At 72.3% G+C, this 15,674-nt stretch carries 12 protein-coding genes; 10 read left to right on the top strand and 2 right to left on the bottom strand.

All coding sequences use genetic code 11. The features are described 5' to 3' along the window. Window positions 1–201: 201 nt before the first annotated feature. Window positions 202–1,191, top strand: coding sequence for a malate dehydrogenase (locus RKD20_RS17275; RefSeq protein ID WP_424878514.1), 990 nt, complete (start codon window positions 202–204; stop codon window positions 1,189–1,191). A 127-nt stretch (window positions 1,192–1,318) separates the two neighbouring features. Then, entirely contained in the window at window positions 1,319–2,182 is an 864-nt protein-coding gene (locus tag RKD20_RS17270) for a hypothetical protein (RefSeq protein WP_424878513.1), read from the top strand. 314 nt (window positions 2,183–2,496) lie between these two features. Here RKD20_RS17270 and RKD20_RS17265 read toward each other — a convergent pair whose 3' ends face one another. Continuing rightward, the gene (locus RKD20_RS17265) at window positions 2,497–3,903 is read right to left on the bottom strand and encodes an MFS transporter (RefSeq protein WP_424878512.1); all 1,407 of its coding nucleotides are present in this window, start codon (window positions 3,901–3,903) and stop codon (window positions 2,497–2,499) included. Between the two features lie 92 nt (window positions 3,904–3,995). On the opposite strand from RKD20_RS17265, the gene RKD20_RS17260 reads away from it, so the two are divergent. Beyond that, window positions 3,996–4,952 (top strand): LysR family transcriptional regulator, encoded by a 957-nt coding sequence (locus RKD20_RS17260; RefSeq protein ID WP_424878511.1) that lies wholly within the window; start codon window positions 3,996–3,998, stop codon window positions 4,950–4,952. Here the strand turns inward: RKD20_RS17260 and RKD20_RS17255 are convergent. Further along, the gene (locus tag RKD20_RS17255) at window positions 4,904–5,800 is read right to left on the bottom strand and encodes a GNAT family N-acetyltransferase (RefSeq protein WP_424878510.1); all 897 of its coding nucleotides are present in this window, start codon (window positions 5,798–5,800) and stop codon (window positions 4,904–4,906) included. The genes RKD20_RS17260 and RKD20_RS17255 overlap by 49 nt on opposite strands. A gap of 140 nt (window positions 5,801–5,940) precedes the next feature. Here RKD20_RS17255 and RKD20_RS17250 point away from each other — a divergent pair, with 140 nt between their 5' ends. The 7 genes from RKD20_RS17250 (at window position 5,941) to RKD20_RS17220 (ending at window position 15,673) form a co-directional block, all read left to right on the top strand. After that, a complete protein-coding gene (locus RKD20_RS17250) occupies window positions 5,941–7,722 on the top strand; it encodes a hypothetical protein (RefSeq protein WP_424878509.1) in 1,782 nt (593 codons plus the stop codon). Then, complete coding sequence (locus RKD20_RS17245; RefSeq protein WP_424878508.1) at window positions 7,709–8,065, top strand: hypothetical protein; 357 nt, start codon at window positions 7,709–7,711, stop codon at window positions 8,063–8,065. Before RKD20_RS17250 ends, RKD20_RS17245 begins: the two co-directional genes overlap by 14 nt. 96 nt (window positions 8,066–8,161) lie before the next feature. After that, window positions 8,162–9,346: a hypothetical protein gene (locus tag RKD20_RS17240; protein ID WP_424878507.1), complete on the top strand. Its 1,185-nt coding sequence runs from the start codon at window positions 8,162–8,164 to the stop codon at window positions 9,344–9,346. 177 nt (window positions 9,347–9,523) lie between these two features. Then, on the top strand, window positions 9,524–11,050 hold the full coding sequence (locus RKD20_RS17235; protein ID WP_424878506.1) for an aldehyde dehydrogenase family protein: 1,527 nt from the start codon (window positions 9,524–9,526) through the stop codon (window positions 11,048–11,050). 50 nt (window positions 11,051–11,100) lie between these two features. After that, window positions 11,101–12,630 (top strand): GMC family oxidoreductase, encoded by a 1,530-nt coding sequence (locus RKD20_RS17230; protein WP_424878505.1) that lies wholly within the window; start codon window positions 11,101–11,103, stop codon window positions 12,628–12,630. Continuing rightward, a complete protein-coding gene (locus RKD20_RS17225) occupies window positions 12,630–13,736 on the top strand; it encodes a quaternary amine ABC transporter ATP-binding protein (RefSeq protein ID WP_424878504.1) in 1,107 nt (368 codons plus the stop codon). Before RKD20_RS17230 ends, RKD20_RS17225 begins: the two co-directional genes overlap by 1 nt. Beyond that, window positions 13,736–15,673: an ABC transporter permease gene (locus RKD20_RS17220; RefSeq protein ID WP_424878503.1), complete on the top strand. Its 1,938-nt coding sequence runs from the start codon at window positions 13,736–13,738 to the stop codon at window positions 15,671–15,673. Before RKD20_RS17225 ends, RKD20_RS17220 begins: the two co-directional genes overlap by 1 nt. Window position 15,674 lies beyond the last annotated feature (1 nt).

The raw sequence follows: 15,674 nt of genomic DNA, 5'->3' as shown, positions 1-15,674 counted from the left end.
GGCCGCCTTCGTCCCCCTCTCCCGGACGGGCGGCCGCCGTTTCCGTCGGGTCAGCGGTGTGTGGGCTGGGCCACACGGGGCCGGACGTCCGGGATCCCGGATGCGCGATAGCCTGACCGCTGGAGATCTCTTGACGCCGAGAGATCGATCAAACGTCCGGGGCAGGGACGCCCCACCGCCAGCTGTCATACGGAGAACGCCATGACCCGCACTCCCGTGAACGTCACCGTCACCGGCGCGGCCGGCCAGATCGGTTACGCCCTGCTCTTCCGCATCGCCTCCGGCCAGCTGCTCGGCGCGGACGTGCCGGTCAAGCTTCGCCTCCTGGAGATCACCCCGGCGCTCAAGGCCGCCGAGGGCACCGCCATGGAGCTGGACGACTGTGCCTTCCCGCTGCTCCAGGGCATCGACATCACGGACGACCCGAACGTCGCCTTCGACGGCACCAACGTCGGTCTGCTCGTCGGCGCCCGCCCCCGCACCAAGGGCATGGAGCGCGGCGACCTGCTCTCCGCCAACGGCGGCATCTTCAAGCCGCAGGGCAAGGCCATCAACGACAACGCCGCGGACGACGTCAAGATCCTGGTCGTCGGCAACCCGGCCAACACCAACGCCCTGATCGCCCAGGCCGCCGCCCCGGACGTACCGGCCGAGCGCTTCACCGCGATGACCCGCCTGGACCACAACCGCGCGCTGACCCAGCTGGCGAAGAAGACGGGCAGCACGGTCGCCGACATCAAGCGGCTGACCATCTGGGGCAACCACTCCGCCACCCAGTACCCGGACATCTTCCACGCCACGGTCGCCGGCAAGAACGCCGCCGAGACCGTGAACGACGAGAAGTGGCTGGCCGAGGAGTTCATCCCGACCGTCGCCAAGCGCGGCGCCGCGATCATCGAGGCCCGTGGCGCGTCCTCCGCCGCCTCGGCCGCCAACGCCGCCATCGACCACGTGTACACGTGGGTCAACGGCACCGCGGACGGCGACTGGACCTCCATGGGCATCCCGTCGGACGGCTCCTACGGCGTCCCGGAGGGCCTCATCTCCTCCTTCCCGGTCACCACGAAGGACGGCGTCTACGAGATCGTCCAGGGCCTGGACATCAACGAGTTCTCCCGCGCCCGTATCGACGCTTCCGTGAAGGAGCTGGAGGAGGAGCGCGAGGCGGTCCGCGCGCTCGGCCTCATCTGAGGTTTCTCCACAGCTCTGTCACGAGCCTGCACGGGCCCTGTTCCGGTTCCCTCCGGAACAGGGCCCGTGGCCGTTTTTCGCCCTACCGTCGAAGCCGTGCCCGGTGGGGCGATTCGGGGGGTTCGCGATGAACGGCTGGAACGGCTACAGCTCCGGTTCCGGAGCGGAACACGAGCCGAGCGAGGACAGGGGCAGGTCGGCCTGGAGCTCGGGAGAGACGGGGGCCGCTCCGCCGTGGGCCTCCGCGGAGACCCAGACCTCCTTCGCCCCGCCCTGGGCGCCGGCCGGGACGCAGGCCGCGCCGGCCCCGCACTGGACGCCGGCGGCGCCGACTCCCGTGGGTCCGCCGCACGCGCCCCGCCGCGTCGGGCGGGTGCTCGCCGCGCTCGCGGTGGCCGTCCTGGTCGGGGTCTCGGTCGGCGTAGGTGTCTGGTGGCTGCTCCGAGGCACCTCCCTCGGGTCCGCTATCCGCACGGGCGCCGGTCCGGTGCCGGGCGTCACGGCGCCCTCGTCCCCGTCGCCCTCCGCTTCCCCCGCCTCGCGGTACCGCAGGGTCCAGGACCCCGTCGGCTACTCCGTCGACCTCCCCCAGGGCTGGACCCGCACCGAGAAGCAGGGCCGGTTCGCTCCGGTCGTCGTCTACGACGCTCCCGCCGACGGCCGCCGGCTCCAGGTCTTCCGGATCGCGGAGGACACCCCGGCCCAGTCCCTCGACCTGGCCGAGAACGACCCCGGCTACGGCTTCGCCCGCCAGCCCGGCTACCGGGTCCTCGACCGCGCCATGGGCACCACCTGGGCCGAACTCGCCTACCGCTACGACGACTCGGACCTCGGCGCCCGCCAGGTCGTCGACCACCGCTTCCAGGCCGCCGACGGCACGCTGTACGCGATCCGCGCGGCCGGCCCCGCCTCCCTCACGCCCGCCCTGGTGCGCGAGCCGCTCACCAGGGCGCTGGCCTCCTTCTGCCCGGCGGACACGGAGTGCCACTGAGCCGCCGTCCCCTCGGGTCCGCCGACCCGCACCTGCCGGCCCACCGCGACTCCGCGCGCCGACGACGCTCCCGATCCCGTCCCCGCGCCGCCCAGGAGGCACAACTCGCCCGCACCGGGCGGCTCCTGGCCCCGCAGCGCACGGGCGGCCGAGGGGCGGGGCTCTGCTCCCCGGGTCGGACCTCGGGACCGGTGACGGCGTCGCCCTCGACGCCCGCGCGGAGCATCAGCAGGCCGAAGACCGGGTTCAGATAAGAGGGCACGGCGGCTCCTCGGGTCAACTGGGGGGCAGACTGGGATGGTTGGGCCGCCCCTTCAGCGACGGACCGAACGCGATAGTACTCGTTTCCCGTTGGACGCGATAGTGCGCGACTCTCCGGATCGGTTGCGGTGTCCGAGGATCACGACCGCCGTGCACACCAGCACCAGCACGGCGACCGTGCGCAGAGCCGGGCCCATGCCGTGCGCGAGGTCGGGGTGGGAGGCCAGCACCGTGCCGGTGACGGCGACCCCGAGAGCGGCTCCGATCTCGCGGGCCGAGGTGCCGAGACCCGAGGCGAGACCCGCCCGGTGCGGCGGGAGCGCGGTGGCGACGCCCAGGGTGAGCGCGGGCATGGACAGTCCGGTACCGGCCGAGATGACCAGCAGCCAGCAGGCGTACAGCGGGTAGGGCGTCCCGGCGTCCACGGTGGACACGCCCAGCAGGCCGAGGCCGATGAGGGCGAGACCGGTCGCGATGACGGGCAGGGGGCGCCCGGCCCAGCGGGTGGCCAGCCTCGGCAGTACCGCCATGCCCACGACGATCGGCAGGATCGCCACCCCGGTGACGGCGGGGCCGTAGCCCTTCACGCCCTGCAGGTACTGGGAGTTGACGTAGAAGAGGGAGAACAGGCCGAAGAAGCCGGTCGCCAGGCCGAGAGTGGTCGAGCGCAGCCGGGGCGAGGTGAAGACGCGCGGGTCGAACAGCGGGGTGCGGGAGCGCAGGGAGTGGGCGGTGAAGGCGGTCACGAGGGCCGCGCCGGCCGCGAAGGCGGTCAGGATGCGCGGTGAGGTCCAACCGTGCACCGGGCCCTCGATGATGCCGAAGAGGACGGCCACCAGGCCCGCCGTGAGCAGCAGGGTGCCGAGCGGGTCGAGGCGGTGCTGAGGGGCGCGTTCCGTGCGCGGGGTGGTGAGGGCGACGGTGACGGCCAGGAGCGCGGCGAGCGGGACCATGAGCGCGAACAGGGCCCGCCAGGTGAGGAACTGGCCCACGAGGCCGCCGCCCAGGTTGCCCAGCATGCCGCCGAGGCCGATCGCCAGGGTCCAGGAGGCCATCGCCCGGGCCCGGCCCTCGGGACCCGCGAGGCGCAGCAGGATCGACATGGTGGCCGGGGTGATCAGCGCGGCCCCGGCCCCGGAGACGCCCCGGCCGGCGATGAGGAGTGCCGGGCTCTGGGCGAGGGCGCTGGTGGCGGCACCCGCGGCGAAGAGGCCGAGGCCCGTGAGCAGGGCGCCCTTCTGCCCGTGGCGGTCCCCGAGGGCGCCGGCCGGGATGAGGAGGGAGGCGAAGACGATGACGTACGTGTCGACGGTCCACAGGATCTCGGTGGACGAGGGGTGCAGCGAGGACGAACTCAGTTGCGGGATCAGGAGATTGATGGCGGCGACCATGCTCTGGGCGACGAGGACGCAGGCGCACAGGGCGAGGAGGGTGGAGCGTTTCAGGGCGTGCGGGGGCATGGCTCCTCCGGGGAGCGGGGCGTCGGTGTGGGTGCCCTGTCACCGTAGGCTCGGGGTGTCCTGCACTCCAGTGCAAGTTCTGCAAGGGGTCGATGCGTGTGACGCAACTGGATCTGAATCTGCTGGTCGCCCTGGACGTGCTGCTGGAGGAGCAGAGCGTGGGCGGCGCGGCCCGGCGGCTCCATCTCTCCGAGCCCGCGATGTCCCGCACCCTGGGCCGGATCCGCAAGGCCCTCGGTGACCCGGTGCTGGTGCGCGCCGGGCGGCGGATGGTGCCGACCCCGCACGCGCTGGCCGTACGGGCCGAGGTGAGCGCGGTGGTGGAGCGGGCGCGGGCGCTGTTCACCCAGGGGCGGGACGTCGATCTGCGCACGGTGGAGCGGACGTTCACGGTTCTCGGGTCCGACACCATCGCCGCGGCCTGCGGTGCGGCGCTCTTTCGGCGGACCGCAGCCGAGGCGCCGGGGGTGCGCCTGCGGTTCCTGGCCGAGAGCCATGTGGACGCCCCGCTCCTGCGCGAGGGCACCGCCGACCTGGAGATCGGCGCCGTCGGTGCCGCGGCCCCCGAGGTGCATGTGGAGACCCTCCACGAGGACCGCATGATGGGGGTCGTACGGGCCGGACATCCTTTGCTGGAAGGAGAGTTGACGGCCGAGCGGTTCGCGACGGAGGCCGGTCACCTGATCGTGTCCCGGCGGGGCAGGCAGCGCGGGCCCGTTGACGAGGCGCTCGCCGAACTGAGCCTGGAGCGCCGGGTGGTGGGGGCGGTCGGGACCTTCCCCTCCTCCCTCTTCGTGATCCGGGACACCGACCTGGTCGGTCTGATCAGTTCCTGGGCGCTGCCGCTGGCCGCCGCGCTGGACCTGGTCACCTTCGACGTGCCGCTGCGACTGCCGCCGCTGCGGCTGGGGCTGGCCTGGCATCCGCGGCACGACGCCGACCCTGCGCACGCGTGGCTGCGGCGGACGATGCGGGAACTGCTCGCCCAGTGGCCGGGCGGTCAGCTCACCGGGCCGGACAGCCGCTTCTCGAACCAGTGGTCGCCGTAGACGTGATCGGCGTAGGGCGGGATCTCCGTGTAACCGCCCGACCGGTACATCGCCTGCGCCTCGGTGAGGGACGCGTGGGTGTCGAGGCGCAGGACCGTGCAGCCGCGTGCGGCGGCCTCCCGCTCCAGGGCGGTGAGGAGGCGTCGGGCCAGGCCCAGGCGGCGGGCGTCCGGGTGCACCCACACATGGCGGAGCTCGCCGACCCGCGGCTCCAGCCGGCGCAGTGCGCCGCAGCCCACGGGGCGGCCCTCCTCGTACGCCACGAAGAACGCGCCCGCCTCCCCGGAGACCTCCTTGGGGCGCACCAGGTCTGACCTGTCGAAGCCCTCCGGGAAGCGGGCGTCGATGTCGGCGGCGTAGGCGTCGAGGCAGGCGCGGGCGTCGGGGGCGGCGCCGTCGACCGGGGCCACCGTGATGGCGGCCAGGCGCAGCAGGCGCTGGGCGGTGCTCATCGCCTCGGTGAGCCGGTCGCGCTGGGCCGTGGTGAGTCCGTCGAGCAGTCCGGCGGCGAGGGCGTCGGCCCGGCGGTTCTGTTCCTTGAGCTCGATCCTTCCGGCGCGGGTCAGCTCGACCATGCGCAGCCGGCTGTCGTGCGGGTGCACGCTGATCCGGACCAGGCCCTGCGCCTGGAGGGTCTTCGCCATCCGGCTCAGATATCCGGCGTCCAGCCCGAGCCGGGTCCTGAGCTCGCGCAGCGAGACCCCGTCGCCGATCTCGAAAAGCAGCCGCGCCTCGCCGAGCGGGCGGTCCTGGCCGAGGTAGTGGTCGTCCAGGGCCCCGATACGGCGGGTGAAGTAGCGGTTGAACCGGCGGAACTCCGCCACGTGCTGTGTCGACACCGGGTCCATAATCTTTGACTTTAGTCAAAGGGTCGCGCCGGTGTCCATCCATCTCCCATTCCGGTTTCCTGTCCCCACCCGCACCCCTATGCTGATGGTTTGTCAACAACTGACGTGAGCAAGGCCTTTGCACGCATCGGGGGAGTCGTGTGACTACTACATCTGTGCCTCGGCAGCCGCAGTCCGCACCACCGGGCCCGGCAACGCCGCCGCACGCCAGTGAGGCCACCCGGCTGCTGTGCGCGGGCACCTATCTGGATTCCGGTTACCGTGACCGGGTCATCGAACAGCTCCACCTGAACGAACAGCGGATCGTGGCGCCCTCACTCGGCCTCGACGCGGCCCGGGTGCTCGCGCACGCGCTGCGCGCCCGGCGCCAGGAGTTGCTGTGGGCCGGGCTGATCCTGGGCCTGTGGGTGATCGGGCTGCCGCTGACCGGCGGACTGCTGTTCGCGTTCCTCGGCCCCAGCCTGCTGCTCGCGGCCGCCTCCTGGGTCCGGGGCAAGGGCGCGAACCCGCCCCTGTACCGACGGCTGCCCGCGTTCGTCATGCGCTGGTGGGGGCGTCTCGTCTTCGCGATGTTCCTGATCCTGGCCCTCGTCGTCGCGTTCGGCGGGGGCGACGACGACTCGTCGTCCTACGGCGGCTCGGGGTCCTTCGGCGACTCGTACGGCTACGGCGACTCGTACGGTTCCTACGGCGACTCGTCCAGCCCGTCCGATCTGCTGTTCCCCGACTTCAACGGGGTCAGCGGGCTGATCGGGCCGCTCCAGGCCTGGCTGGTGGTCGTGATCTTCGCGCTGATCGGGGTGTGCGTGGCCGCACGGCGCGGCCAGTTCGCCCGGGCGGTCGGCGCCGAACTGTCCCCGCAGCGCTTCCCGGACGCGGCCGGCGACCCCGCCGAGCGCGCCGAGGGCCAGCGGTTCCAGCGGCTGAAGCAGCGCATCCGGATCGAGCAGCACGCCCCGCTGGTCATGTACCACGAGAAGCGTCCCTTCTGCGGCGCCGGATTCGCCTACGAGACCTGGGTGCTCGCCGTCGAGCTGCGGCCCGACGAGACGAAGAAGGAACAGCTGCCGCTGAACAACCGCGCGATCCTGGAGAGGATCCGCCCGCTGCTCGAACAGCTGCGGCTGCCCTCCGAGTTCGCCGGGCACACGGTCCGCGACCGGCTGCGCTGGATGGAGATCGACGAGTGCGTGTTCCTGCCTGCGGAGGGGCTGCGCCGGCGTGAGGAGGCGCCGTACCACCCGCAGGCCTTCGAGGACCACCGGGCGCGCGCGGTCGAGGAGGGCGCCGAGAAGCGGCGGCACTTCCTGCGGATCCGGGTCGGCGGCTGGGAGGAGGAGCTGGTCGTCACGGTCTTCGTGCGCGTCCACACCCAGGGCCGGATGCTCATGCTGGAGATCGCCCCGCATGTGCTGCTGCCGGTGCGCGAGGACTTCAAGGACGCCGACCGCACGGCCCACACCTACCGGCACAACAACGCGCTCGGCAAGGCGGCCTGGGCGGTGGCCCGGGTGCCCGGCTCCGCGGCCCGTTCCCTCGTCACCCTCGGCAGGGGCGTGGCGTACGCGTGGAAGCTGCTGACCGGCGGCTACGCGGGCGCGCTGCCCGACGGTCCGGCGCTGTCGGTGCGGGAGCTCGGTTCGGCGGACGAGGGGTCCCTCTTCCAGGACATGGACGCCTACCGCTACCTCAGGAGCGTGCAGGACCGGGTCGCGCACGGCGTGCTGACGGCGCTGGCCGAATCCGGCTACCAGACCGGCGAGTTCGTCCAGAAGATCGTGAACATCAACAACGGCGTGCACGTCGAGGGCGGTGTCCACGGCAGCACGTTCGCGGCCGGCGCGCACGCCTCCGCGTTCTCCACCACCGGCGGCCCGGGGACCGGGTCACAGAAGGGAACCAGCGCTCATGGCAACGGATGAACCGGGCGTCAGCATCAGCGGCGGTGTCCACGGCAGCACCTTCGCGATCGGCAGCCACGCGCACGCCGAGAGCCACCACGGTGCGGCGCCCCAGCGGGACGAGACCGCCGAGGCGCTCCTGACCGCCGTACGGGAACTCCGCGAGGACCTCACGCGACTGCGGGCCACCGACGAGACGGCCGCGCTGGACACCGCGCTGGCCGAGACGGAGGAGGAGATCGTCGCCACGGGGCAGGCGGGGCCGACCCGTCGGGAACGCCTGCGGGCCCTGCTGGACGACTCGCAGGCGCTGGTCGGCCTGGTCGCGTCGGCGGGGGCGGTGGCCGGACTGCTGGGGTTGTGAGCGAGGGCGTACGGTGCCGGTCGGCGAAGGACGCGGTGAGCCGTCCCGCCCGGCACGGGGGCGAACGGGGGACGCGGTGAGTGGGAAGGGGACGCCATGAGCGGGGGAGTGCGGTACTGGAACGAGGAGACGCAGCGGTGGGAGGACGGGGACGGGAGCCGGACGGCGACCGGTCCGATCACTCCGCCGCCACCGGCCCGCCCTGACGCGGTGCCGTCCACCGACGGGACCGCCGCTCCTTCCGCGGAGCCGACCGCGCCCGTGTGGCCGCCGGCGGCCGGTTCGGAGACGGTCCCTGACACGGCCGCCGGGTCCGGCTCCGCCCAACCGCCGACGTCCTCCGCGCCCACCTCGCCGCCCCCGCCCGCCCCTCCCGCCGGCTGGCCGGGCGCCGGAGGCGGCAGCACCTGGCACGGACCCGGCGATCCCGGCGCACCCACTGGCGGCTGGTCCTCCGTCGAGCAGCTCGGCGGCGGAACCGTGCCGTCGGCCGAGTGGTCGGGGGCCTCCTGGTCGACCGCCGCTCAGCCGGCCGTCACCGAGCCCCCCGCCGGGAGAGACCGCCGGCTCCTGTGGTCCGCGCTCGCCGGGGTCGCCGCCGTCGGTGTCACCGTGACCCTGGTGCTGACACTGGTCGTCGGCGGCGGGGACGAGGACGACAAGGCCGGCGACGTGAGCCCGACGCCCACGGGGGCCGTCTCGCAGCAGAGCGGCCCCGACGGGTCGCCGCCTCCCTCGCAGACCCCCTCGCCGACCGAGGACACGGCGTCCCCGCTCGCCTCGACGCCCCAGCTCCCCGCCGGATACGAGCTGTACGAGGACGAGGAGCACTTCCGTATCGCCCGGCCCACGGGCTGGGCACGCACCACCGTGGCCTCCCAGTTCGGCATCGACGTGGTCAACTACCGCAGCGCGGACGGCGAACGCCGGCTGCAGGTGTACCAGGTCGCGGAGGAGTCCCCGGAGGCGTCCTTCCAGCTGTACCTCTCCGCCGACACCCGCAAGCCGGACGGCTTCGAGAAGCTGGACCTCCAGCCCGTCGAGGCGGACGGGTTCACCGGCGAACGGCTGGAGTACCGGGCCGACTCCCTCGGCGGTGAGCCGGACATCGGCCCCTGGCACGTCTACGACGAGCGATTCGTCGCCCAGGACGGGCAAATCTACGCGATTGCCGCGTACGGCCCGGACAGCGACGGCGGCCAGGACGAACTGGAACTCCTGACCACCGCTCTCTCCGGTTTCTGCGCGCCCTACGCCTGCGACGCGGCGTCGATCGACTGAAATCGACCGAACTGGCGCCCCTTTCCTTCCTGTTTGTCCGCATTTTCAGTGAGCCAGCCCACTTTCGGCCACCGATTGCGCATGCAATCGAGTCGCCGGGGCAGGTGACGACGGTCCCCGTGAGTGACACCTGTGTGACACAGGGGAACCGAACAGGAACGGAAGGCAACACCGATCATGGCCGGACAGCACGCGCGGCAGGAGCCGCACACCATCCACGCGGGCGGCGAATGGCGCGCAGCCGTCTCCGGAGCCACCCGCGAGATCCTCGACCCCGCCGACGCGCGACCGTTCGCCGTGGTCGCCGAGGGGGACGAGAAGGACACCGACCTGGCGGTCGACGCCGCCCGCCGGGCCTTCGACTCAGGACAGGGCCCCTGGCCGCTCACCCCCGTCGCCGAACGTGCCGCACTGCTGCGCCGCGTCGCCGATCTTCTCGTACGCGACCGCGAAGAACTCGGCCTCCTGGAGAGTCGGGACGCGGGCAAGACGGTGGAGGAGGGCCGGGTCGACATCGACTGTGTCGCCGACGCCTTCCGCTACTTCGCCGACCTGGTCGCCGGTGAGGCGCCCGGCCGGGTCGTCGACGCCGGCTCGACCGAGGTCCACAGCGTCGTCGTCCACGAGCCCGTCGGCGTGTGCGCGCTGATCACCCCCTGGAACTACCCGCTCCTCCAGGCCAGTTGGAAGATCGCCCCGGCGCTCGCGGCCGGCAACACCTTCGTGGTCAAGCCGAGCGAGATCACCCCGATGACGACGATCGCGCTCATGGAACTGCTCGTCGAGGCCGGTCTGCCGGAAGGGGTGGCCAACATCGTGACCGGCCCCGGCCACACCGTCGGCGCCCGGCTCGCCGAGCACCCCGACGTCGACCTGATCTCCTTCACCGGCGGCCTGGTCAGCGGCACCAAGGTCGCGCAGGCCGCCGCCGTCTCGGTGAAGAAGGTCGCCCTGGAACTCGGCGGCAAGAACCCCAACGTGGTCTTCGCCGACGCTTGCGCCTCCCCCGAGGGCTTCGACACCGCCGTCGATCAGGCCCTCAACGCCGCCTTCATCCACAGCGGCCAGGTCTGCTCCGCGGGCGGCCGCCTCATCGTCGAGGAGTCCGTCCGGGACCGCTTCGTCGCCGAACTCGCCCGCCGGGCCTCGAAGATCCGCCTCGGCCGCGGCACCGAGGACGGTGTCGAGTGCGGGCCGCTGGTCTCCGAGCAGCAGCGCGCCAAGGTCGAGTCCTACGTCGCCTCCGCGCTCGCCGAGGGCGCGGTGCTGCGCTCCGGCGGACAGCGCCCCGAGCCCTCGCCCGAGCGTCCCGCCGACGGCTACTTCTACGAGCCGACCGTCCTCGACCGCTGCCACCGCGAGATGCGGGTCGTGCGGGAGGAGGTCTTCGGGCCGGTCCTCACCGTCGAGACCTTCCGCACCGAGGCCGAGGCGATCGCCCTCGCCAACGACACCGAGTACGGCCTCGCGGGCGCCGTCTGGACCACCGACGCCGGACGCGCCCGCCGGGTCGCCGGCCGGTTGCGCCACGGCACCGTCTGGATCAACGACTTCCACCCCTACCTCCCACAGGCGGAGTGGGGCGGTTTCGGCAAGAGCGGAGTGGGTCGCGAGCTCGGCCCCGCCGGACTCGCCGAGTACCGCGAGAGCAAGCACGTCTACCAGAACCTGGCGCCCAAGCCGGTCCGCTGGTTCGCAGGCTGAGCCCACTCTCCCCCCTCTCCTCACGCTCAAGACTTCCCTGGAGTACCCCGATGTCCGAGATCAAACAGGAGTACGACTACGTCGTCGTCGGAGGTGGAACGGCAGGCTCCGTCATAGCCTCCCGCCTCACCGAGAACCCCGACGTCACCGTCGCCGTCATCGAGGGCGGCCCCAGCGACGTCGGCAGAGACGACGTCCTCACCCTGCGCCGCTGGATGGGCCTGCTCGGCGGCGAGCTCGACTACGACTACCCGACCACCGAGCAGCCCCGCGGCAACTCCCACATCCGGCACAGCCGCGCACGGGTCCTCGGCGGCTGCTCCTCGCACAACACCCTGATCGCCTTCAAGCCGCTGCCGTCCGACTGGGACGAGTGGGAGGAGGCCGGGGCCAAGGGCTGGGGCGCGGTCCCGATGGAGGCGTACTACGCCCGGCTGAAGAACAACATCGTCCCGGTCGACGAGAAGGACCGCAACGCCATCGCCCGCGACTTCGTCGACGCCGCCCAGAAGGCCGTCGACGTCCCCCGGATCGAGGGCTTCAACCAGAAGCCCTTCGACGACGGCGTCGGCTTCTTCGACCTGGCCTACCACCCCGAGAACAACAAGCGTTCCTCGGCGTCGGTGGCGTATCTGCACCCGGTGATGGACGAGCGGCCCAACCTCACGATCCTGCTGGAGACCTGGGCGTACAAGCTGGAGCTGGACGGCACATGGGCGGACGGCGTGCACGTGCGGTCCAAGGACGGCGAGGAGACCCTGATCAGGGCCCGCCGCGAAGTCCTCCTGTGCGCGGGCGCCGTCGACTCGCCCCGCCTGCTGCTCCACTCCGGCATCGGCCCCCGCAAGGACCTCGAAGCCCTCGGCATCCCGGTCGTCCACGACCTGCCGGGCGTCGGCGAGAACCTCCTCGACCACCCCGAGTCGGTCATCGTCTGGGAGACCAACGGCCCGATCCCCGAGAACTCCGCGATGGACTCCGACGCGGGCCTGTTCGTGCGCCGCGACCCCGACCACGCGGGCCCGGACCTGATGTTCCACTTCTACCAGGTCCCCTTCACCGACAACCCGGAGCGCCTCGGCTACGAACGCCCGGCGTACGGCGTCTCGATGACCCCGAACATCCCCAAGCCCAAGAGCCGCGGCCGCCTGTACCTGACCAGTGCGGACCCGGGGGTGAAGCCCGCCCTCGACTTCCGGTACTTCACCGACGTGGACGACTACGACGGCCGCACCCTCGTCGACGGGATCAGGATCGCCCGCGAGATCGCGCGGACCGAGCCGCTCGCCGGCTGGCTCAAGCGCGAGGTGTGCCCCGGCCCCGACGTCACCGGTGACGAGGAGCTGAGCGAGTACGCCCGCAAGGTCGCGCACACCGTGTACCACCCGGCGGGCACCTGTCGTATGGGTGCCGCCGATGACGAACTGGCCGTGGTCGATCCCGAGTTGAGGATCCGCGGCCTGGACGGCATCCGTATCGCGGACGCGTCCGTGTTCCCGACCATGACCGCCGTGAATCCCATGATCGGGGTGCTCATGGTCGGTGAGAAAGCCGTGGACCTGCTGGGAGGTGGTGCGTGATGAGTACGACCGCGACCATGGAGAAGCCGCCGACGACGGACCAGGCCGTGTTCTCCGTCGAGGGACTGTGGAAGGTCTTCGGTCCCAAGGCGGAGCGCGTCCCGGAGGACGCCGAGCTGTCCGCCCTCGACCCCGCCGACCTGCGCGCGAGGACGGGCTGTACGGCGGCCGTGCGGGACGTGAGCTTCGACGTCCGCAAGGGCGAGGTCTTCGTCGTGATGGGCCTGTCCGGCTCCGGCAAGTCCACGCTGGTGCGCTGTCTGACCCGGCTCATCGAGCCGACGGCGGGCACGATCTGCATCGACGGCGAGGACGTCCGCGCGATGGACAAGTCCCGGCTGCGTGAACTGCGCCGGCACCGCGCCGCGATGGTCTTCCAGCACTTCGGCCTCCTTCCGCACCGCACGGTCCTCGACAACGTGGCCTACGGACTGGAGATCCAGGGCGTCGGCAAGGCGGAGCGCCGGGCGCGGGCCGCCGAGGTCGTCGCCAAGGTCGGCCTGGAGGGCATGGAACACCGCAAGCCGTCCCAGCTCTCCGGCGGTCAGCAGCAGCGCGTCGGCCTGGCGCGGGCGCTCGCCGTGGACCCGCAGGTCCTCCTCTTCGACGAGCCGTTCAGCGCCCTCGACCCGCTGATCCGGCGGGACATGCAGGAGGAGGTCGTCCGCCTGCACCGCGAGGAGGGCCGCACCATGGTCTTCATCACCCACGACCTGAGCGAGGCGCTGAAGCTCGGCGACCGCATCGCCCTGATGCGCGACGGCAAGGTCGTCCAGCTCGGCACACCCGAGGAGATCGTCGGCTCCCCGGCCGACGGCTACGTCCGCGAGTTCGTCCGGGACGTACCGCGCGAACACGTCATGACCGTCCGCCGGGCCATGAAGCCGGGCGACTGCGCGGGCCCGACCCACCCGGGCGCCCTCGCCCCCGACGCCGTGGTCGCCGACGCCATCAAGGTCGTCGCGGGCAGCGGCAGGCCGGCCTGCGTCGTGGAGAACGGACGGTGCCTCGGCGTCGTCGACCACGAGCGCCTGCTCGGTGTCGTCGCCGGAACGGAACTCCGCGGAGGGGCGGCCGGAACGGAGCCTCGCAAGGAGGCGGTCTGATGGCTACCGTCACCGCGTCCACACCGCGCGCCCTGCCCACCGGTCTGCTCAGGCACCGGGCGGTCCACAAGCTCCTGCTCATCGCCCTCGCCGCAGCCGTCCTCGTCCCCCTCGCCAACGCCCAGTGGGCCAGTGGCAGTTGGCCGGCCGCCCTCACCGTCGACCTCACCAAGCCGCTCTCCAGCGCGAGCGACTGGATCATCAACAACCGCGACAGCCACCCGCTGTTCCTCTACTTCTTCGGCTATGTCAGCAACGCGGTCGTGATCTCCGTACACGCCGTGTACGTCGTCCTGCTCGGCGCGGGCTGGGCCGGGGTCACCGCGCTCGGCGCCCTCGTGGCCTGGCGGGTCGCCGGCGTCCGGCTGGCCCTGGGCACGACGGCGGCGTTCCTCGCCTGCGGTCTGCTCGGCATGTGGGTCCCCACCATGCAGACCCTCGCCCTGATGGTCGTCGCCGTGCTCGCCTCGGTCGTGGTCGGTGTCCTGCTGGGACTCGCCGCCGGACTGTCCAGCCGTATGGACAGGATCCTGCGCCCGGTCCTGGACACCATGCAGGTCATGCCCGCCTACGCCTACCTCCTCCCGGTGGTCCTCGTCTTCGGCATGGGCGTGCCCGCCGCCGTCCTCGCGACCGTCGTCTACGCCGCCCCGCCCATGGCCCGCCTGACCGCGCTCGGCCTGCAGTGTGCGGACAAGGAGGTCCTGGAGGCGGTCGAGTCGCTCGGCACCACCGCCCGCCAGCGGCTGCTGACCGCCCGAATCCCGCTGGCCCGCAAGGAACTCCTCCTCGGCCTCAACCAGACGATCATGATGGCGCTGTCGATGGCCGTCATCGCGTCCGTGATCGGCGCCGCCGGTCTCGGTGACCGCGTCTACCAGGCGCTCGCCTCGGTCGACGTGGGCGCGGCCCTCGCGGCCGGCATCCCGATCGTGCTGCTCGCCGTCGTCCTCGACCGCGTCACGGGCGCGGCGGGCGACGGCACCGAGGGGCACGGGCGCGCGGGCTGGGCGTACGCCCTCGCGGGGACCGTCGTCGTGGCGGTCGCCGGACGGCTGCTGGGCCGTCTCGACTGGCCCGACTCCTGGACCCTGAACATCGCCGAGCCCGTCAACCGTGCCGTCGACTGGATGACGAACCACCTGTACTCCGGTGTTCCCGTCATAGGCGGCACCGCCGACTGGGCCGGCCACTTCACCACCTGGGTCCTCGACCCGGTCCGCGACGGACTCCAGGGGCTGCCCTGGTGGTCGGTGCTGCTCATCGTCGCCACCCTGGCCTGGCTGATCGGCACCTGGCGCACCGCGCTCACCGCGGTCCTCGCCATGGCCGCGATCGGCGTGCTCGGCGTGTGGACACCTGCCCTGGACGCCCTGTCGCAGGTCCTCGCGGCCGTGGCCGTCACCCTCGTCCTGGGCTTCGCCACGGCCGTCGCGGCAGCCCGCAGCGACCGCGTCGAACGCATGCTCAGGCCCGTCCTGGACGTCTTCCAGACCATGCCGCAGTTCGTCTACCTGATCCCGGTGGTCGCCCTGTTCGGCGTGGGCCGCGCGCCCGCCGCCGCGGCGGCCGTCGTCTACGCGCTGCCCGCCGTCGTCCGCATCACCACGCAGGGCCTGCGCCAGGTCGATCCCGCCGCGATGGAGTCCTCGCGCTCGCTCGGCGCGACCAGCTGGCAGCAGCTGCGGCAGGTCCAACTGCCACTCGCCCGGCCCGCGTTGCTCCTCGCCGTCAACCAGGGCGTGGTCCTCGTCCTCGCCGTCGTCGTCATCGGCGGTCTGGTCGGCGGAGGCGCGCTCGGCTACGACACCGTCTTCGGCCTCGCCCAGGGCGACTTGGCGACAGGCCTGGTCGCGGGCGCCGCCATCGTCTGCCTCGGCCTGATGCTCGACCGGGTCACCCAGCCGACGGAACGCCGCACGGGGAAGGGAGCCTGAC

The sequence above is a fragment of the Streptomyces sp. SLBN-8D4 genome (genome assembly GCF_049739545.1).
GTDB classification, from domain to species: Bacteria; Actinomycetota; Actinomycetes; order Streptomycetales; family Streptomycetaceae; genus Streptomyces; species Streptomyces canus_C.
The sequence above is the reverse complement of the archived record's forward strand: the minus strand, read 5'-3'. Positions and strand labels throughout refer to the sequence as shown.